13 protein-coding genes are annotated in these 21063 nt (G+C 65.1%); 7 read left to right on the plus strand and 6 right to left on the minus strand.

Translation table 11 applies throughout. The features are described from left to right. The first annotated feature begins 29 nt into the window (after window positions 1-29). On the plus strand, window positions 30-920 hold the full coding sequence (locus KF791_07650) for a branched-chain amino acid ABC transporter permease (GenBank protein MBX3732454.1): 891 nt from the start codon (window positions 30-32) through the stop codon (window positions 918-920). Between the two features lie 16 nt (window positions 921-936). Here KF791_07650 and KF791_07655 read toward each other — a convergent pair whose 3' ends face one another. Further along, on the minus strand, window positions 937-4395 hold the full coding sequence (locus tag KF791_07655; GenBank protein ID MBX3732455.1) for a pyruvate carboxylase: 3459 nt from the start codon (window positions 4393-4395) through the stop codon (window positions 937-939). 117 nt (window positions 4396-4512) lie between these two features. Further along, on the minus strand, window positions 4513-4971 hold the full coding sequence (locus tag KF791_07660) for an SRPBCC family protein (protein MBX3732456.1): 459 nt from the start codon (window positions 4969-4971) through the stop codon (window positions 4513-4515). A 45-nt stretch (window positions 4972-5016) separates the two neighbouring features. Here KF791_07660 and KF791_07665 point away from each other — a divergent pair, with 45 nt between their 5' ends. Both KF791_07665 and KF791_07670 read left to right on the plus strand, forming a co-directional pair. Next, window positions 5017-5859, plus strand: a complete 843-nt coding sequence (locus KF791_07665; protein MBX3732457.1) for a prepilin-type N-terminal cleavage/methylation domain-containing protein — start codon at window positions 5017-5019, stop codon at window positions 5857-5859. 344 nt (window positions 5860-6203) lie between these two features. Continuing rightward, the gene (locus KF791_07670; protein ID MBX3732458.1) at window positions 6204-7805 is read left to right on the plus strand and encodes a LamG domain-containing protein; all 1602 of its coding nucleotides are present in this window, start codon (window positions 6204-6206) and stop codon (window positions 7803-7805) included. 112 nt (window positions 7806-7917) lie between these two features. On the opposite strand, the gene KF791_07675 is transcribed toward KF791_07670, so the two are convergent. Genes KF791_07675 through KF791_07685 form a run of 3 tightly spaced genes read right to left on the minus strand, consistent with a single transcriptional unit; the run spans window position 7918 to window position 10584 of the window. After that, window positions 7918-8172, minus strand: a complete 255-nt coding sequence (locus KF791_07675) for a type II toxin-antitoxin system RelE/ParE family toxin (GenBank protein ID MBX3732459.1) — start codon at window positions 8170-8172, stop codon at window positions 7918-7920. A gap of 2 nt (window positions 8173-8174) precedes the next feature. Then, the gene (locus tag KF791_07680; GenBank protein MBX3732460.1) at window positions 8175-8474 is read right to left on the minus strand and encodes a type II toxin-antitoxin system prevent-host-death family antitoxin; all 300 of its coding nucleotides are present in this window, start codon (window positions 8472-8474) and stop codon (window positions 8175-8177) included. A gap of 49 nt (window positions 8475-8523) precedes the next feature. Next, entirely contained in the window at window positions 8524-10584 is a 2061-nt protein-coding gene (locus KF791_07685; protein MBX3732461.1) for a hypothetical protein, read from the minus strand. Between the two features lie 439 nt (window positions 10585-11023). Between KF791_07685 and KF791_07690 the strand changes: the two genes are divergently transcribed. The 4 genes from KF791_07690 to KF791_07705 all read left to right on the plus strand — a co-directional run bounded on the left by KF791_07690 (window position 11024) and on the right by KF791_07705 (window position 20126). Beyond that, window positions 11024-13471 carry a sulfatase-like hydrolase/transferase gene (locus KF791_07690; GenBank protein MBX3732462.1) on the plus strand — a complete coding sequence of 816 codons (2448 nt, stop codon included), beginning with the start codon at window positions 11024-11026 and terminating at the stop codon, window positions 13469-13471. 189 nt (window positions 13472-13660) lie between these two features. After that, entirely contained in the window at window positions 13661-15409 is a 1749-nt protein-coding gene (locus tag KF791_07695; protein MBX3732463.1) for an Ig-like domain-containing protein, read from the plus strand. A 140-nt stretch (window positions 15410-15549) separates the two neighbouring features. Beyond that, window positions 15550-16506, plus strand: a complete 957-nt coding sequence (locus KF791_07700) for an SEC-C domain-containing protein (protein ID MBX3732464.1) — start codon at window positions 15550-15552, stop codon at window positions 16504-16506. Window positions 16507-16853: 347 nt separating this feature from the next. Further along, window positions 16854-20126: a HEAT repeat domain-containing protein gene (locus tag KF791_07705; GenBank protein ID MBX3732465.1), complete on the plus strand. Its 3273-nt coding sequence runs from the start codon at window positions 16854-16856 to the stop codon at window positions 20124-20126. A gap of 12 nt (window positions 20127-20138) precedes the next feature. Here the strand turns inward: KF791_07705 and KF791_07710 are convergent, their stop codons facing one another. Further along, window positions 20139-20930, minus strand: a complete 792-nt coding sequence (locus KF791_07710; GenBank protein MBX3732466.1) for a ubiquinone/menaquinone biosynthesis methyltransferase — start codon at window positions 20928-20930, stop codon at window positions 20139-20141. Window positions 20931-21063: the final 133 nt, after the last annotated feature.

The raw sequence follows: 21063 nt of genomic DNA on the forward strand, positions 1-21063 counted from the left end.
GCGGATGTCGAGTGTCGGAGCGTCTGCGCGTGACCGAACTGCTCCAGCAGATCCTCAACGGGATTTCCCTCGGTGCGATCTACGCCCTGATCGCGCTCGGGTATACCATGGTTTACGGGGTGCTCCGCTTCATCAATTTCGCCCACAGCGACGTGTTCATGGTCGGGGCCTACCTGGGGTTTTACCTGGCCCCGAGGGTGGGCGCGGGCGGGATCGGCGGCGGGTTGCTGGTGCTGGCCGGTGCCATGGCCGGATGCGCTCTGCTGGGCGTCACGATTGAAAAGGTGGCCTACCGGCCCCTGCGCGGACGCTCCACCCTCACGGTGCTCATCACGGCGATCGGCATGTCGCTCTTCCTGCAGAACGTCGGGCAGAAGGTGTTCGGCGCCAACCCCAGGGCTTTTCCGCGCTTGTTTCCGGGGACCCAGGTGCAGTTCGCCGGGCTCACCATCTCCAGCGACCAGCTGATCGTCCTGCTCGTCGCCCTGGTCCTCGTCGCAGGACTCCACTTCATCGTCCATCACACCCGTACCGGCACCGCCATGCGGGCGCTGTCCTTCAATGCGACCGCCGCGTCGCTTGTGGGCATCAACAACGACCGCGTCATCTCCTTCACCTTCGCCCTTGGATCGGCCCTGGCGGGCGCGGGAGGCATCCTGTACGCGATGAACTACCCGAGCATTGACCCTCTGATGGGCACCCTGCCCGGGCTCAAGGCCTTCGTCGCCGCGGTGCTCGGCGGCATCGGCAACCTGCCGGGCGCCGCCCTTGGCGGCCTGCTGATCGGTCTGGTGGAAACCTTCGTTTCCGGCACCCGGGCCTCCACGCTCCGCGACGCCATCGCTTTCGCCATCCTGATCCTGATCCTGCTCTTCCGTCCCGCCGGACTGCTCGGCCGGGTCCGGGTCGAGAAGGTGTAGCGGTGCCGCGGGCCGGTCAGGCCCGCAACCGGACCAGCAGGTCCTTGCTCGCCACCGTGTCGCCCACGGCGCACAGCAACTCCGCCACAACGCCGTCGGCCGGCGCCGCCACGGTGGTCTGCATCTTCATCGCCTCCATCATGAGCAGCCGGTCTCCGCGGGAAACCTTCTGTCCGACCGACACCGCGATGGTGGCCACCAGCCCCGGAATGGGCGCACCGATCTGCAGGGGATCGGCGAGATCGGCCTTGGCACGCGCCTTCATCTGCGGGCTCACCCGGCGGTCGGTGATGTGGGCCTCGCGGGTGATGCCGTTCAATTCGTAGGTCACAGTGCGGCGGCCGTCCTTGTCCGGTTCCCCGACGTTCACCAACCGGATGATCAGGGTCTTGCCCGCCTCGATGGCGACGCTGATCTCCTCGCCCGGACGCAGCCCGTAGAAGAAGGCCGGGGTGGGGAGGACGCTTACGTCACTGAACTCCCGCTCGTGCCGCGCGAATTCGGCGAACACCTGCGGGTACATGAGATGCGAATACAGATCGTCGTCGGTCACCTCCCGCTTGAGCTTCTCGCCCAGGTCCTCGCGCAACTTCTTCAGGTTCACGACCGGAGCGCGGTTTCCGGCCCGACCCTCGCGATACGCCGCCTGCGCCTCCCGAAACTTCCGGTCCCCCAGCACGACCCGCTGCACCGTCTCCGGAAAGCCACCGTCGGGCCAGCCAAGCCCGCCGCTCAGCATGTCCACCACGCTCTCCGGAAAGCCCGTGGTCCCGGGCTCCAGATTGACCACGTCCGCGGGACGGATGCCCCGGCTGAACAGGAACAAGGCCAGGTCGCCCACCACCTTGCTGGACGGGGTGACCTTGACGAGGTCGCCCAGCAGGGCGTTCACCTCGGCATAGGTGCGGGCAATTTCCGGCCAACGGTGCGACACACCCATGCTGGCCGCCTGCTCCTTCAGGTTGGTGTACTGCCCGCCGGGCATCTCATGCAGATACACCTCGGCGCTCCCGGTCCGCGGCGCCGTGTCGAATGGCGCGTAGAATTCACGGACCCGTTCCCAATAGTCGGAAAATTCGTTCAGCGCGGCGAGGTCCAGCCGCGTGTCCCGCGGCGTGTGCTGCAGGGCCGCAACGACGGAATTGAGATTGGGCTGCGACGTGCTGCCCGACATCGCCGCCAGCGCCAGGTCCGCGATGTCCACTCCCGCATCGCAGGCGCGAAGCACGCTGCCGGCATTGACGCCGCTGGTGTCGTGGGTGTGAAAGTGAACGGGAATGCCAACCGCCTCCTTCAGTGCCCGGACCAGCTTCTGCGCCGCGTACGGGCGGCACAGCCCGGCCATGTCCTTGATCGCAATCAAATGGGCCCCCATACGCTCCAGCTCCCGGGCCAGGCCGACGTAATATTTCAGCGGATACTTGTCCCGCTGCGGATCCAGGATGTCCCCCGTGTAGCACAAGGTCCCCTCGCACAACGCATGGGTCTCCTGCACCGCCTCCATCGCCACCCTCAGGTTCGGCAGGTAGTTCAGGGAATCGAAAATCCTGAAGATATCCATGCCCGAGGCCGCGGCGTGGCGGACGAATCCGGCAACGACGTGGTCCGGATAGTTCGAGTAGCCCACGGCATTGGAACCGCGGAAGAGCATCTGGAAGCAGATGTTGGGAATCCGGGTCCGGAGCTGCCGCAGCCGGTCCCACGGGTCCTCATTTAAAAACCGCATCGCCGTGTCGAACGTCGCCCCGCCCCAAAGCTCGAGCGAAAACAACCCCGTCCGGGAGTCGCCCAATCGCCGCGCGAGCGCATCGGCACAGGCCAGCATGTCATACGCGCGCACCCGGGTGGCGAGCAGCGACTGGTGGGCATCCCGGAATGTGGTGTCCGTCACCAGCAGCCGGCGCTGCTTGAGGATCCAGTCCGCAAACGCCCGCGGCCCCTGCTCCCGCAGCAGATCGCGGGTCCCCTTGGGCACCGGGCCGACCCCGGGGCCCGGCACCACCGGTGGATCAAACGACCGGGCAGGCCGGTAGCCCTTGGCCTGCGGATTGCCGTTCACAATCACGTTGCCCAGGAAGTTGAGCAGCTTCGTCGCGCGATCCCGCCGCGGCCGGAACGTGAAGAGCTCCGGCGAGGTATCAATGAGCGTGGTGGTCGCCTGTCCGGTGCGGAATTCCGGATGCCGGATCACGTTCTCGAGGAACGGGATGTTGGTCTTGACCCCGCGGATCCGGAACTCCGACAGCGCCCGCCCCATGCGGTCCAGCGCGATGGCGTAGGTCTGGCCGCTGGCGATGACCTTCACCAGCATGGAGTCGTAAAACGGTGTGATGACCGCGCCCGAGTAGCCCATCCCGCCGTCGAGCCGGATGCCAAAGCCCCCCGGAGACCGGTAGGCCAGCAGCTTGCCGTAATCAGGGGTGAACCGGTTTTCGGGATCCTCGGTGGTCACCCGGCACTGAATCGCGTAGCCGTTGCGGGCGATCTGGTCCTGGGGCGGCATCCCGACCTCGGGGGAATGGAGGGCATGCCCCTGCGCGATGAGGATCTGTGCGCGGACCAGATCCAGCCCGGTGACCACTTCGGTGACCGTGTGCTCGACCTGGATTCGCGGGTTCATCTCGATGAAAAACCATTCGTGCCGGTCGAGGTCGTAGAGGAACTCAATCGTGCCGGCATTGTCGTAGCGGATCTCACGGGCAATGCGGGCCGCCGCCGCACACAACTCCTGCACCACCTCCCCCGGCAACCCGTGGGACGGGGCCACCTCGACCACCTTCTGGTGCCGTCGCTGCACCGAGCAGTCGCGCTCGTAGAGATGGAGCACGTTGCCATGCTGGTCCCCGAGGATCTGCACCTCGATGTGCTTGGCCCGCGGGATGTACTTCTCCAGAAAAACGGCCGGATTCCCGAAGGCGCGTCCCGCCTCCCCCTGCGCCTCGTCCAGCAGGGATCCCAGATCCGCCTCCCGCCGCACCACCCGCATCCCGCGGCCGCCGCCGCCGAACGCCGCCTTGATGATGAGCGGGAAGCCGATCCGTCGCGCGGTCTTCATGGCGACGTCACGATCGCTGATCGGCTCGTCGGTGCCCGGCAGCACCGGGACGCGAATCCGCTGGGCCACGGCCCGCGCCGCGGTCTTGTCCCCCATCATGTCGAGCAGCTCCGGACGCGGCCCGACAAACGTGATGCCGGCGCGGGCACAGGCCCGGGCGAACTCCGGATTCTCACTGAGAAACCCGTACCCGGGGTGGATGGCGTCCGCCCCGGTCTCCCGGGCCAGGGCGACGATGCCCTCGATGTCGAGATAGGCGGCCACCGGCCCCTTGCCCTCGCCGACCAGGTAGGATTCATCGGCCTTGAAGCGATGGATGCAGAACCGGTCCTCCTGCGCATACACCGCCACGGTCCGCAGGCCGAGCTCGGTGCCGGCCCGGAAAATGCGCACCGCAATCTCGGAACGATTGGCGGCCATCAGTTTCCGGAAGACCCGGGGGCAACCCTGCGGCGGCGTGGGAACGGGGGCGACTTTGGAAGGCATAGCGAGCGGCCGGAGGGTGACGAAATCCGCCGCCCGTTTCACCAGCGAAAGTCACCCGCCACCCAGCAGCCGGGCGGTCCGCGCGTGTCGCTCGCGAAACAGGGCCCGGAGGACCGGACGGTGGAACACGGGATCCACCAGCCGCCCCAACCAGCCCCCGGGCAGTTCATACTCGATCTCGTCGGTCATCTCCGTGCCACCGGGGACGGACCGAAACCGGTGGGTGTGACGCCACCGCCGGTAGGGCCCCTGCAAGGCCACATCCACCAGCACATCGGGCGGCTGCAGCACCGCGATCTCAACCAGCCAGCGCTGCGGCAGGAGCCCAAATGCACGCACCCGGACTTCGACCCGGGCCCCGGGATGCAACACCGCCGGGGCCTCGACCCGGTGGACCCGGATCCAGGACGGCGAAATCCGCACCAGGTTCCCGGGCTCCAGGTGGAAGGTGAATGCGGTCTGCGGCGATACGGGGAGGAGCTTTGGACATCGGAACACGAGCCGGGTCATGATCCAAGGTGGCGCGGACCGCATTTCTTGCCAGACTCCATCTGAATGGCCGGTGGCGTCACGTTTCCGTTCCCGCCGCGGCAGCGGGTCCCGACGCGGGCCGGGCTGTCGCCCCGGCACGGCTTCACCCTCACGGAGCTCCTCGTGGTCATTGCCGTCATCGCGCTGCTCGCCGGGCTTCTGTTGCCAGCCCTCGCGCGGGCCCGCCAGTCGGGGCTGTCGGCCTCCTGCGTCAACAATCTCCGCCAGCTGCAGCTGGCCTCGCTCGCCTATGCGCACGACCACGCCGACAGCCTGCCCCCAAACAACTTCACCTACATTGTCGGCAACACCAACGCACCGTCCCTGACCAATCTCTCTTGGGCGCCCGGCGACGTCACCCGCGACACCACTCCCGACCTGCTCCGGTCCGGGGTGCTCCACCCCTACCTCGGTACGGTCGGGGTATTCCGCTGCCCGGCGGATCCCTCACGGATCCAGAGCCCGGAGCGGGGGCATCCCGTCCCCCGTACGCGCAGTTACAACCTGAGCGTGTGGCTGAATTGCGAGCTGGAATGGAATGCGGCGCGGACCGTCGCCGAGGCCTCGCGCCCGTCGCCGGCGGCGGTGTTTGCCTACATTGACACCCATGAAGACGGCATCATGGACGCGACCTTCGGCATCACGCAGGACGACGGCGGCTACTACGGCAGCCGGTGGATTGACCAGCCCGCCGATCGCCACCGGCAGGGCGGCAACCTGTCCTTTGTGGACGGCCATGTGGAGTCCTGGCGCTGGCGGGCTCCCAAGCGCTTCGAGGCATGGGGCCAGGAGCCGCGTCCCGACGGGGACCTCGACGACCTGCGCCGCCTCCAGGGACGCCTCCCCCTGCCCCGACGGTCGCCATGAGCGTTCCTCCAGAATCTCCATCCGCGTGGGCAGCTCACAAGACTTGCGGACCCGTTCGCCCCCGGAAGCTCCCAATGATCGTGGTTTGAAATTGCACCAATCCGGATCTCCGGCGTAAAGAGTCCCGGGAGGAATCAGAGTTCGGTCCGCCCTTCCGGTGTCCAATTATGGTCTGGCGCCGGAGGCGTCGCGGTGCCGGCACGCCCTCTCCGGAAGTCCCCGGGCATTGGAGCCTGCGCAGGGGACCTCCGTTCCGTCCCCCCCGTCCCCCCAGCATCCGGAATTCACCGCGTGGATTCCCCGGGCGCGCAGGCGTTGGAGCAATAAAAACACATCCTGAACTCATGAGATCGGTAGAATGGAACCCACCCCATGTCCGTCATGTCGCCGCCCTGCTGCTGGCGGCCGCGGCCACCCTGTCCACCGTCCGCGCGCAGACCACGCTCGCGGACTTCCAATTCAACGAAGGCACGGGCACCACCACCCGGAGCGTCGTCAATGACCTCGTCGGCACCCTCGGCGTCAGCCCCAATCCCGAGAATCTCCCGCTGGTGATCGCGGAATCGCCATCCGGTGCGCCCAACGACCGCGCGGTCCAACTGCTGGGATCCGGCTTCCTGGTCGTCAACGACGCCGACGGACCCGTCCTCGCCGTGGCGGACGAACCGCTCACCGTGGAGGCGTGGGTGAAGTGGGACGGCTCGGACTTCGACCAGTACAACGGGATCCTCGGCTACGGCAGCTCCTACAAGCTCGGCGTGGACAGCACCCAGATCATCTGGACCCTGTTCGGGATCGTGGACGTGTACAGCGGCCTGTTTCTGCCGCAGGACGACTTGTGGCACCACGTGGCCGCGGTTTACGAGCCCGGTGTCGGGGTCGAATTCCATCTGGACGGGGCCACGACCTACGTCGAGGAAACGCGCTCCATGCGGGCGTTTGCCAACAACCTGCTGAGCGTTGGCGCCGAAGGACTGGGCAACTCCATCGTGGCGGCCCTGGACCGTGTGAGAGTGCACAAGGCGTTGTTGACGGCGGAGGAACTGGACAGCGTGGCCGCGACACCCAAGCCCGTCCTCGCCGCAACGCTGGTCGCCTACGATTTCAACGAAACGGCGCCGCCGTTCCAGAGCGCAACATCGCCCTCCCGCCCGGCCATCACCTCCGAAGAATATTTCGCGTCCAGCACGGCTCCGGTGTTCTCGCCGGACAGCCCGACGGGTAGTCCCGGGGATTTTTCGATGGATTTCACCTCGGCCGGACGCCGGGTCGTGGTGCCGGATCCGAACATGGCCATCAGCCTCGACACCGGCGACTTCACCGTGCAGGCGTGGGTGAAGTTTGGTCCGCAGACCTCGCGGGCCGTCCTGTTCTTCAGCAACGGACCCGGAGGCGCCCTGTCGTTCTCCATTCTGGACCGGCGGGTCTTTGTGACCACGCTGGGTATCCTCGACCAGCCGTCCACGGCGGTGATCCCGGACGACGGCGGCTGGCACCATATCGCCGTCGTGCACGAGGCCGGAACGGAATTCCGGTTCTATGTGGACGGCCTGCTCGGCCAGACCGTGCCCTACACGGGTGGCGTGTTGATCGGGGTGCGGACTGCGGAAGAATTCTTCATCGGCAGCGAGCCGACGGGGGGCCTGCCCTATGTGGGCAAGCTGGACCGGCTGCGCATCACCAACGGTCAGGTGGCACCCGAGGATCTCGACTTCCGGGTCATTCCGGGCGTGGACCCCGAGACGCCGGAACTGACGGTGCGCAACGTGGTTGAAGTGGCGTGGCCGAGCCTGCCCGCCGGCTACGTCCTCCAATCCACGACGGACATTTCGGACCCGGAAAGCTGGACCACGGTGCCGGAGGCCCCCCTCGCCTCGGAAGGCCAGTTCCGCATCTACTTCCCGGTAACACTGGAGAGAACCTTCTACCGCCTGGTGCAGCCGTAGGTTCCGGCCAGAGGTCAAATCGGAGGCGCGGGCGGGCTTCGGCCCGCCCGCGCCAATGAATATGCAGTCCTATCGCGCCCGATGGTGGAAGATTGGGGGATGCCTCGATCCGTCAGCGATAAACTTCGCGGCGATGGCGGACGCGGTTGACGCGCACAACCCGGATCTCGTCGGCAATTTCGTACACCACACGATAGTCCCCAACGCGGATTCGCCAGTCGCTCTTGCTGCCAGCCAGTCTGCGGCAACCGGGCGGGCGCGGATTGTCCGCGAGGGTTTGAATCGCCGCGATAACGCGGTCGTGCATCTCGGATGAGAGACGCACCAAGTCTTTTTCGGCGGCGCGTTCAACCAGGACGCGATGCATCGTCACCTGCGGTTGCGCTCGGCGAGGTAAACCTCCAGCGGGCGGTAATGCAGAGGCTTTTTGCGGGCGCGCTTAAGCCAAGCCACGTCGCCAGCATCCTCAACTCGTTCCAGCAGCTCTTCGTAGTCCTTGATGGGGAGAATGACGGATACGGGTTTGCCGTTGCGCGTCACAATCTCGGGTTCGGTCAGTCTCGCCTTCACGGGTGGGACGGTATCACCGCTCAGGCTTTGACGTAAAGTTCGCCTCCCTTCTCGCTGAACTCGCGGGCCTTTCGGTCCATTCCGGCTTGATGACCTCATCCGGGGCGCGGGCGGGCGTCGGCCCGCCCGCGCCATCCTCCTCGCGGCCCTATTGGAGCAGACGGAAGTAACGCTCCTCGTCTCCCAGGGGCAGGGTGGCCACATTCTGCCCGTCCACCACCTCAACCGAGGCCTCCACCGTTCCCCAGTCCGGGTCATCGAGCCGGGGCGTTGCCTGGATCGCAAACCCGCTGGCCGCCGCCGGCCAGGTCAGCACGAGATTGCCCTCGACCCGTTCGATCGTCAGCGCCACCTCAACCGGCGGCCTGCATTCCTCCAGCGGATTGATGCCGGCAAACGGGCCGCACGGCCGGATCACCCCGTAGCGGACGCGGGTGACGGCAATCTTGGCCTGCACGTCGCCGGCATTTGCCGTGGTGAAACGCGCCGCGGCCTGCGGCCCCTGATTCACTCCGCTGAACTTGACCCGCTGGATCTCCCAGTATGCGGTCCGCCATTCGCCGGTGCCTTCGAGCTCGACGAAGAAGCTGTCCGGAGTGAACCCAAAGGTCTCCACACCGTTGGCTTCCGTCCGGTACACCTCCGGCTTGATCCGCGTGCCGGCAAGCTCCGGGTCATCGTAGTAGGTGATGCAAATGGACAGGTCCGCCGGCGGCTGGGAGGTCGGTCCGAAAGGCTCATCAATGATGGCGAAATTGAGGTAGCCGTGGACAAAACCGGGCGTGCCGTCATCGCGGGCCGGACGCACGGCGAGGCGGCGATCACCGGCGGGGCCGGCCTCCTCGATGATCATTTCCTGGTCGCCCCCGCTGCTGCCGGCGGCCAGGCCGTTCTGAATCTCCAAGTGGAGGTCGAGTTCGGCGAAGTTGCCGTACTGATCGGTGCATATGCTGAGGTCCTCAAAGCAATCGGCCAGGGGGTCCTGTCCGGCAAGTGGATGCGTGCCGGTGCGAAGCACGGCGATCTCAAAGCGGGACACAAACACCTGCCCGTTCTCGGACACGAACCGCGGCCCTGCAGTGTGCGTGGGGGCGGCGTTGACCCCGAACAAGTTGACCGCCGGCACCGTCCAGGAGCGACGGACCCAGGTCCCCGTGCCCTCCAGGACCTGCCGGTTCCCCGCCGGAAAAAAGCCGATGCCTCCCTGATCATCGGTGGCGTAGGCCTCGGGCCCGAAGCGCACGTCCATGCCGGCAAAGGCCGGATCGTCGTAGAAATCCACGCATACCTTGACCGTCTTGGGGTCATTGCATGGCAGGCCAAGGTAGTTGTCCGTGATGCCGAAGTTCAGGAATTGCCCGGCCGGCCGCACCGCGCGTCGCCGGTCGCCGACCGGACCCACGTCGTCCTGGAACTCGACCGTCTGGTCCCCGCGATCAATCACTTCCAAGTGGCTGGCAGTTCCCGCCGCGAGGTCCATCCCCGCGAGGTTCGTTTCCGGCTCGGGATCACAGGCCTCCGGCGGCAGGAAGATGTTGATGGCCTCCGGTTCCCCGAAGGCTCCCGGCACCCCAAAGGCCACAACGCGCACCGTCAATCCGGGCACATTTTCGAGGCGGATGGTGCCGCCGTTGACACCGCCATTCTGAAACCCGCCCTGCGCGTTGGCCGGAATCGAGCCGACCAGACGCGTGCCGTCCGAAGCACGCACGCCATTGGGGATGCGGAACAAAATCCAGTTCCATCGCTTGTTTCCGGCCTCAAGCGGCACCTGACCGCCGACCGGTGCGGCGAGTTCCGGCAGCGTGCCCGTCAGGAAATTAAAATTTCTCGGATTGCCCGCCGCGTCGAACAGCCCTGCGTCACCGTACGCCTGGACGAGGATATCAATCGTGTCGTAGTCGGCCCAGGTGTCGAATAGGAAGTCGGCAACATTCAGGTAATTCCCCAGGACCTTCTTGCCTGTGCGCCCGCCGATGGTGATGTCCTCCGCGATTTGATCGCCCCCGGACAGAATGCTCAGCGCCGAGTTGTCCCAAAAGGGACCGGGAGGCTCCAGACCGTCGTCCGTAACGATATAGTGAACCGGGAAGTCGGGGTTGATCGTGGCCGGCCATTGTCCGGGATCGAACGGTCCGGTTTGCGCGAGGGCGGCGCCGGCCAAAAAGAGGCCGAAAACCGCTCCGAGAATTCTGGATGATGGTTCCATTGTACTTTGCAGAGGGATTCGCGGAGATCCATAGGCCAGAGGTGGGGACGGGTCAACAGGTCCTGCTGAGGCGAGCCTTGGGGAACGCCAGGGCCCCAGGGCTGCGCTGGCCGGCCAACGAGACGGACCGGCGGCACGCTGATCCATGCCGTCACCCCCGCCACCCACTCCGTGATCGGACGAACACCGTGCCGGTATGCCCCAGAGGCTCCCGCGCCCTCGAAGTCACCTCGCGAGTCCCCCCATCCGACCGAACGCCTCGAAGCCTCCCACGAGTGCGGACGTAATGCGGTCCATCTTCTTCCCCGGGCGACGTGGTGCCCCGGTTCGTTGACTGAAACGGGCACCCATTAATTTGTTGGTTCCAGGAAGGAAAGTGCGTTGACATTCCACCGCCCATGCGATAGCCCGCTCCCGCTAATTCTACCCCAATAAAAATATGGCTGCATTTGCCCCACCCGCTGCTCCGCAGGAATTCCGCCGCCGGCCTAGTTGGACGCGTGTCTGGATGGCGGGCTGGCTGATGGCTGCTGCAGCGCTTGTCTGCCCGGCCGACGAACCGGCCCAACGGACCCTTCGCCAGCATTCGGCTGCCAAACCCAACATCCTGTTCATCATGCTTGATGATGTCGGGATTGATCAACTGCGCTCGTTCAACCCGCTGGCGCCGAATCCTCCATCCACACCGAACCTGGACACCATCGCCGCGGCCGGGGTCAAATTCACCCGCTGCTATTCCATGCCGGAGTGTTCTCCGGGTCGTGCATGCTTTTTCACCGGACGCTACCCGCTGCGCACCGGCGTCACGGCCGCCATCCTGAACCTCGACCTTACCGGCGCCCAGGTCTCGCGCTTTGAAGTCACGACCCCCCGGATCCTCGCCACTGCCGGCTATCGAAACGCAATGATCGGCAAATTCCACCTCGCCGGCCCGGATAATAATCCCGACGGCTTTGGGACACCCCACGCGCTGGGCTGGGATTACTTCAACGGCACGCTGTATGGGGCGCCCGCCTATATTGATCCCACGCTTGGCGGACAATACACCGCGGATGCCACAAATTATTGCTGGGGCTTTCCAGTCGGATCCCAGCGCGGCGTCGGCTGGTTTCTTACCTCAAGCAATACCGTCGTGTGCCAGGACAATGACGGCCTCGGCTACACCGGAAAGGAGATCTGCACACTGGGAGGCATCCCTGCGCTGAATGCAGCCGGCCAGTTTGCGGCGAATTGTGCGGCGGCCCGGTCATCCGGCCGCACGGTCACATTTACCAACAACAATGGATATTATATGTGGCCGAGGGCGATCAATGATGGATCGAATGTCACGACGGGGATCGGGCGCCGATATGCCACGACGGACCAGACGGACAACGCGGTGGCCTGGATTCAACAGCAGCAGCAGGCGGGGGATGCGCCGTGGATGTGCACGGTGAGCTACTCCTCCATCCACACGCCGTATCAGCCACCACCGGATTCGCTGTATCCTCCGGGATTCGAATGGCCGTCCGGGCTTCCGGAAAACGACTGCGCAAACGAGGGCACCATCAAACTGGTCAGCAACCTGATGGTGTCGGCGACCGACCACGAAATCGGCCGCCTGCTGGTCGAGTCCGGACTTGCGATGCGGGGCCCCGACGGGCGACTCGACTACGACCCCTCCGCAACGGACACGATGATCGTGATCGCCTCGGACAACGGCACGTATCTCGACAGCGTCAACTATCCCTACAATCCGCTGCGATCGAAGGGCAGCCCCTACCAGACCGGCGTCCTGGTGCCCCTGATCGTGGCCGGGCCTGTGGTCGCCAGCCCTGGGCGTTCGGTGGACCATATCGTCAGTGCCGTGGATCTGTTTGAGCTGTTTGGTGAACTGGCCGGTGTGGAGGTCCGCGCCGCCGTCCCTCCAACGCACATCCTCGACAGCCGCCCCATGCTCGCCTATCTCACCGATGTGGATCAGCCGGCCATCCGGAAGTTTGCCTTTGCCCAGATGGGCAACGGGCTCAAAGCCCCGACGACCCACATCTGGCCGACCGTGGTCGGTGTGGGGCCGGCGAGTATTTGCACCGACTCGATCTTCACCTCACAGAGCCTGGCGGAGTCCGAGGGCGGAACCTGGTTCGGGCCCGGGGGATCCCAGGAATTCTATTCCTGCTGCGACGTTCTGGCGGCCAACATCTACACCAATCTCACCCTCCTCGACATTCGATCGTGGATGGTGGCGGACGACCGCTACAAGCTCATCAAGTTTGACCGCGCCGCCTGTGAATCCGCACTGGGCCAGTATGAATTTTATGATCTGCGGCCCACGCCCCTCAATCCGGTCAATCCCCTGGGGCTGGACAACGCCGGCCATGATCTGCTGACCAATGGCGTGGCGGTCAATCTGACTCCGGAACAGCAGCGGCACTACGATGAACTGCTGGCCGAACTGAACCGCATTCTGACCTCCGAGCCCGCATGCTACACGGATGGCAATCTCGACAAGCAGGTGACCCAATTGGATTTGGACGGCGTCCTGCAGTACTGGGGACAGGCCAGCTGGTTCGATGTCAACAGTGACGGCACCACCGATCAACTGGACCTCGACTGCGTCATGGCCAATCTCGGTAACAACTGCCTGGAATCCGGTGCCGGTATCGTGTGTCCCACGCCGCCGTATCTCAGCAATATCTCGCTGTCGAACGACGAGATGTTCCGGTTCTTCTTCAACAGCACTCCGGGGGTGCCCTTCACCGTCATTGCCACCACCAATCTTTCATTGCCCGCGTCCACATGGATGAACTTGGGGCTGGCCACGGAAACCAGCCCCGGCTCGTTCATGTTCACCGACGCGCCCGCAACGAATCTCCTGCCACGCATCTACCAGGTGCGCACGCCCTAGCGGTGCCGGATGCCCGCCGAAAGGTCAACCACCCGGCAGACCCGGTTCCCCCGCGTGGACGCGAGAATGCGGGGCGGTACCGCGGCCATTTGAGGGCCATTCCCCACTTCACCCGTGCGGCAATTCGGCCGAAGACGTGGGCAAAATTGGTGCTGGATCGAACGATCTAATGACGGTAAGCATCGCCTCATGGTACATGGATTGTCGGGGAAGTGCGGCGCGTTCCGCTGGGCCGCCCTGATGCTGTCGGGCCTGGCCGCCGCCACCTTCCTTTCGGCCCAAGCTCCGCAAATTGCGTCGGTCACGCCCGCGAACGAGGCCACGGACGTCCCGGGAGAAACGCCGCTGGTCATCGTGTTCGATCAGGTCATGGACACGCTGTTTCCGGTGCTTACCGGCGTTGGAAACCTGGCCCTCCAACCCCCGGGTATTGCCGCGCAGGTTCAGGGGACGTGGGGCGACGACCGACGCACCCTCACCATCGCGCCCTTCTTCGGCCCCTGGCCCATCAACCAGACCATCGCCTGGACCCTAAACCCGTCCGGCGTAAACGCGCTCTTTGCCATCAAGAGCGCCGCAAGCGTCCCGTTGGCATCGGTGTCCGGGTCCTTCTCCACCGGCGTCGGCGCACCCGCGATGGGATCGGTCACTCCGGCAAACAACGCCCAGGCGGTGCCAACCAACACCGCCCTGACGTTCCGATTCACCCAGCCCATGAAGAAAATCACACTGCCCGGTGGCAACCCTCCGGCGGTGTCCATCACCGGACCCGGGCTCGATCCGGCCATGCTCACCTACGGTTGGAGTTCGGACGGCCGGTCCCTGGTCTGCGAGTACCTCGGCGGATTCCCCAGGAGCACCCGTGTGACCTGGGCACTGAATCCCGCAGGCGCGCCCATCCAATTGGAAAGCGAGACCGGCAAGCCTCTCGCCAGCGCCACCTATTCGGGCGCCTTCACCACGGGGTCCACGGGAAACTGCGATCGCGACCCATTGCCAGGCTGGGGCTCCTATGGGATGACGCGCCGCGGCAACTATCTCCAGGAATCAGCAGCCGAACCGGTACCGGATGTTGAATTCGACGAACCCTTCTTTTTTGGCGCCGTCATTGACAGCCCCGATTTCGGGCCTCCGGTGACGGCTGCGTCGCTGGAGTTCCCGGATGGCAGCAGGACGAACCTGACCGCATTCGGGAGCTTCGCGTACTTTGCGAGCTTTGAAACTGAGGCGGAAATGCTGCAGGAGTACCCGGCCGGGACCTACACCGAACGCTTCACCCAGACCGGACTCCCCGAACGGGTGGTTCCCATTCAGGCACACATTGATTTCCCCCCGATCCCCAGGATCACGAATTTCGCCGAGGCCCAGGCCGTCAGGCCTGAGCAGGCATTCACTCTTCAATGGGTTGCCTTCACCGGTGCCTCCGGCAACGACTTCATCTCGATGTTCATCTACGACGAGGAGGATGTGTTGCGTCCTGTGGTCTTTCAGGCACCCGATCCCTGTGTCCCCTTGGAACTGGAGCCGACAGCCACCTCAATCGTCCTCCCTCCCAACACCTTCCAGACCGGCCGGTCCTATGTCGGCGAATTGCTGTTTGGCAAAAGCTTCCTGTACTCCACCAACACGTTTCCGATGATGTACGGGTACGGATTCAATTTCCGTGCCGTCCGGTTCCCGATGAAGGCGGAGGGCGGTGTCAGCCCTGCGGATCCCGCCGTGCTCTCCAACGGGCGGGTCCAGGACACAGGCCGGTTCGCCTTCGACCTCGAAGGAACTCCCGCAACCGCCTACAAGATCCAAAGGGTGGACCGTCTGGACGCCGTCAACTGGCCCGAAATCAGCACCGTGACGACGGATGCCACCGGTGCGGCTGCGTTTGAGGACGGCCAGATCCTCGGACCCGGACCCTGGTTTTACCGGGCTGTGGCCCCGTAGGGAGCCCCTTCCGCCATGCGCCGCGGCCAGGCTGAGGCCGCACCGCTCTGTCGGTCGCGTCAACGGGCGCGCCGTGGAGATCGCAGGCCGGGCTTCCCCGCGACGCCCCTGAGGAGTATCCATGGGAGCGCACAATGTCCATGCAAGCGAAACTTGAACTGGTCTGGATCCCTCACGACGCCCCCGCCCGGGCGGAACCACGCCTCCGCGTTCAGCCGTCCGATCCCCCCGCCGCACCACAGGAGGCGGAAGCTCCGACCGAATTCGTCATTTCGATCTGTGGCAGTCCCCGGTGTGGCTGTTCGACGATCCATCTCGAGAATCCGGCGGCGAAGGCCGTCGAGCCGGAGTCGCGTATTTTTCCGGCCGATATCTGGCTCGACCTTGAAACCAAGTCCCTGGTTCGGGGATCCGATGCGACGCCCGACCCGGCCTTCGAGCGGTTTGACGACATGGTCCGCACGCGGTTCACCGATGCCGACCTGCAGGCGCTGCGCGGTTGGTTTTTCGCCGAGAAACTCCATTTGATCCATACGACGCCAGTCTCGGAGATTGAGATCCATGACCTGCCCGATGTGACCTCGGGTTTGATGGTCGGATTCATAGACGTCTTTCCCCGCGGTCTGGCCTTCAGCTGCACCTTCGAGGATGAGCTGTGGGCCGTGAGTGACCAGTATTGCGTTCAACCCGGGTGCACCTGCTCCGAGACGGTGCTGTCGTTTCTCCCGCTCCATGATCGCCCCGGGCTGCCGGGCGCGACAATCCGCGAACCCCCTGCGCTTCGATACAACTACCTCACCCACAAGACGCGCCCTCTTTCGGACCGGCCCGCCCATGGGCCGGATCGAACGGACCTGTTGGGCGCCCTGAAGGCCGCGTTTCCCAAGCTCGATGGGTACCTTCAGTTTCGTCACCTGATCCTGCAGAGCCTGTACGTCCGGAAGGAAATCGAGCGGGCCACGTCCCAAACTTCCTCCATTTTGACCTCCATTCGTCCGAAGATTGGACGCAACGATCCCTGCCCCTGCGGCAGCGGACGCAAGTTCAAGCATTGCTGCCTCAACAAGGTGAATCCCGCCTCCCGGATACCCGGGTGACGCATCGGCGCAGCCACGCGACCCGCGAGCGGCCGGATCGTTCCCCAACCGCGTGACGATGTCGCCGCTTGGACCGAACCGTTTCCAGTCACGGCAAGTCGTTCCTCGGTGACGTCGGAAGGGGGCCTTGCCTTGCTCGCGGGCCGCGGTGCGGAGGGTCTTGGGTGTGAGCCATCCCTGGACGGAGCCGCAAACCGAATTCAGCCATTTGCGCACGGTCACCGGCTCGCAGGAGGTGGACATCGTGCCGGAAGGGCCCGGCGGACCGCGCGCCGATGCCGGACACCACCAGTCACGGGACGAATCGTCGCTTGAAGATCGTCAGAGGTTCCGCGGTCAATGGGCGGATGCGCATCAGGCTCCGCCGTTGGATTCAGACGCTTGCCAGCCTTGTGGCGGGTGGGCTCGGCCTAGGGCCCGGGTTCTCCCAGGCCGCCGCCCCCCTCACGTTTCAAAAGAACGAACGCCTTGCCCTCGTTGGCGGCGGACTCGGGGAGCGGATGGGCCTTTACGGGAATTTTGAAGCCCTGCTCCACGCCCGATTCCCCGATCGGGAACTCGTCGTGCGCAACTTTTGCCGCCCGGCCGATGAGGTGACCGTGCGGCAGCGTCCGAACGACTACACCAAAATTGACGATCCGCTGAAGGTCTTCAGCCCCGACATCTTCCTTTGCCTTTTTGGGTTCAATGAGTCGTTTGCCGGACCCGACGGCCTGGAGGCCTTCCGCGAGGCCTATGCCGCCTACCTGGACACCCTGAGCCAGACCTACGGACGCGATGGACAGACGCGCCTGGTGCTGGTGTCGCCCATCGCCTTCGAGAATTCGGGTGATCCGTTTCTGCCCGACGGCCTGACGGAGAACGCAAACCTAGAGCAGTACGCTGGCGCGATCCGGGACCTGGCCGCCGCGCGAGGCGTCGCCTTTGTGGATCTGTTCACGCCCACCCGGACCGCGTTCGACGCCCTGCCGGGCGCACAGTTCACCACCGCCGGATTCCTCCTGAACCAGGCGGGCGACCGGTTGGTGGGGGGCCTGTTGGATCGTGCCCTGTTTGGCGAGCCGGGACCGTCCGCGTTGTCCGCACCCGACCTTGAACGTTTGCGCGAGGCCGTCGTGGACAAGGCGTGGGTGCACCAACAGGACTATCGAATGCTCAACGGCTGGTACGTGTACGGGGGACGCCGCACCTGGGACTTGGAGACCTTCCCGCTCGAATACCAGAAGATCCGCAACATGGCGGCCGTCCGGGACCAGTTCGTGTGGTCCATCGCCAACGGCACGGTCGAGCAGAGCCGTCCGGACGACTCCCGCACCGGCGAACTGTTCGTCCCCAAGACGCGTTTTGGGGTTCCGCAGCAGGCCTACTCGGAGCCCAAGGCGCTGCGGTATCTTTCGGGCGATGAGGCGCTCAAGGAGATGAAGGTGGCTGACGGCTTCGATGTGAGCCTCTTTGCCGCCGAGGACCGGTTCCCGGAGCTGGCCAAGCCGATGCAATTGGCCTTCGACAACCGGGGACGGCTGTGGGTGGCCTGCATGCCCACCTATCCGCAATGGAAACCGGGCGACCCGCGACCCGGTGACCGTCTGCTCATCCTGGAGGACCTCGATCGCGACGGTCAGGCCGACAAGTGCACCGTCTTTTATGACCAGTTGCACTGTCCGGTCGGTTTCGAGTTCTGGAACGGCGGGGTGCTCGTCAACGATCAGCCGCGACTGACGTTCCTCAAGGACACCAACGGGGACGACCGCGCGGACCAGGTGATTCCGTTGCTGGACGGGTGGGCCACCGACGACACCCACCATTCCTTCGGCAAATTCCAGTGGTCGCCCGAGGGGCGGCTGCACGCGCTGGAGGGCGTCTCCATGTCCACGACGGTGGAGACGCCGTGGGGACCCCTCCGCAACGCCAACACTCCGGGCGTCTACGTGCTGGATCCGCGCTCGATGAAGGTCCGGCATTTCATCACGCCCGGCTACGGCAACCCCTGGTGCCTGGTGCATAATTTCTGGGGACAGGGCATCCCCGGCGATGGCACCACCGCGCAGCAACACTGGAATTCCCCGTTGAGCGGCTCGGCGAAGGGCCAGCGCAAGGGGCTCAATGCGATTTTCGACCACGAGGGCATGCGACCCGCGCTTGGGAGCGAGTTCCTGTACAGCCGGCATTTTCCGGACGAAGTCCAGGGACAGTTCGTTTACGGCTGCGTGATCAACATGAACGGCATCCCGCGGTTCACGATCGGTGATGACGGCGCCGGCTACCGGGGGCAGCGGGTCAAGCGGGACGTGGTGGCCGAAGGCCAGACGACTTCAGCGCCCGACAACCTCCTGGAAAGCGGCGATCGAAATTTTCGTCCCGGTGTGCCCCAGATCGGACCGGACGGTGCGCTGTGGTTCCTCGACTGGCATAACGCGCTGATCGGCCACATGCAGTACTCCCAGCGGGACCCGAACCGGGACAAGACCCGGGGACGGATTTACCGCATCACGGCGAAGGGGCGTCCGCTCCTCACCCCGGTCACCCAGCATGGCAAGTCCGTGCCTGAATTGCTGAACCAGTTGAAGGAGTATGAGCCGCGGACCCGGTATCGCGTGCGTCGCGAACTGCGGGACCGTCCGGCCACCGAGGTGCTCCCGGCGGTGACGGCGTGGATCGGCCGGCTGAATCCCGCAGATCCGTGGCACGACCTCCATCAACTGGAGGCCCTGTACGTGCAGGCGGGATTCCATGCGCTGGACACCAATCACTTGAAGCGGGTGCTGGGTTTGCCCAGCCGGGACGCCCGGGCGATGGCGGTGCATGTGCTGGGCGAGGAACTGGCCTACGTTTCGGACCCCATGCCGTTCCTGCGCCGCGCCGTGTCCGACACAGATCCCCGCGTCCGACTGGAAGCTCTACGCGCCCTGAGCTTCTTGGAAACAGAGGAGTCCGTGGCGGTGGCCCTGGAAACGACGCGCCTGCCTTTGGACTATTGGCTCGACTACACGCTGCAGCACACGCTGGGCGCGCTCCAACCGGTCTGGCAGCCCGCGCTTGAGACCGGCCGGATCGCCCAGGACAACCCATCCGGGCGGGAGTACCTGGACAACTACCAGAAGGGCCAGCCCAGCCTCGGACTGGTCAAACAAAGCCTCCAGGCGCTCATCGAATCTCCGGACCTTCCCGAGGACCAGCGGGAGCGTCATGTCGCCGCGGTCACGCGGGTCCGGGGGCGGGTCCGGGAGGGGCGCTTCGTGTTCGAGCGGGTCTGCACCAGTTGCCATCGCGTCAAGGACATCGGGATTGACTACGGACCGGAACTCACCGAGGTCGCGGCGCGCATGAACCGGCAGCAACTTGCCGAATCCATCCTGTATCCCAACCAGGAGGTCGCCCCTCAGTGGCTGACGACCAACATCACCACCCGGGACGGCGAGGAGTTCAGCGGAGTGGTGGCGGCGGAAGACGAGGCCACCGTGACCCTCAAGCTCGGTGGTGACCTGGTGCAGCGGGTCGCCAAGGATGCCATCACCGAGCGGGATACCCTCAAGGTGTCGAACATGCCCGAGGGCCTGGCCGCCGGGCTCGCACCGCAAGAGTTTGTGGATCTGATCGAGTACCTGGCCTCGCTGAAATGACCCACCCCGGGACTATTCCGGGCGGTCGGCCGCGTTGATGGCCATCATGCCACCCACCAGGTGGATCACCCGCGTATCGGAAAGGCCCATGGCCCGCAGGCGCGCATCCACACCCCGTTGCGCCGGGTACCGTCGCAGTGAGGCGAGGATGTAGCTGTGGGTGTCCGCGTCCCCACAGAAGATGCGTCCGAACAACGGCACCACCCACCGCAGGTACTGGAAATACATCCATCGCCAGACCGCGGAATCCGGCTTCCCAAAATCGAGGATTCGCAACCGCCCGCCCGGCTTGAGCACGCGGACCAGTTCGTCGAGGCCACGATCGAGGTCGGCGAGGTTGCGGAGTCCGTAGCCGATCGTCACCACGTCGAATGCGCGATCAGGGAATGGGAGCTGCAAGGCATCTCCCTGCCGGAACTCGGGCGGGGTTCCGGGCAGCTCCTGCCAGCGGACGGCACGCTGGCGGGCGACGTCCAACATGGGCTCACTGAAATCGAAGCCAACAGCCCGTGCCCCGGCCCGAGCGAGCGCAAACGTCAGGTCCCCCGTTCCACAACACACATCGAGGGCCTGATCTCCGGGGCGCACTGCGGCGAGCCGGATCAACCGCCGCTTCCAGAGCCGGTGCAGGCCGAGGCTCTGCAGGTCGTTGATCAGGTCGTAACGCGGAGCCACGGCAGCGAACAGGTCCCCAACCTTCGCCGCCCGCGCCCCGTCTTCGACGTAATACCGGCTCACAACGGGACAGCGTAGTCCGCCATCGCCGATTTGGCGACCCGGGGGCCGGCCGGATTCCGGGAACAAACCAACTTTCCGGGACTGCCGGAATTCCAACCAGGAAACGGCAATTCGATCGAACCGACGGGAACAAAGGCCAGGATGGGAACCGGGATTTCAAGATGCCTCGGGTCCACCAAAGACAACCAAGGACAGGACA

It is taken from the genome of Verrucomicrobiia bacterium, assembly GCA_019634635.1.
Taxonomy (GTDB): Bacteria; Verrucomicrobiota; Verrucomicrobiia; order Limisphaerales; family UBA9464; genus UBA9464.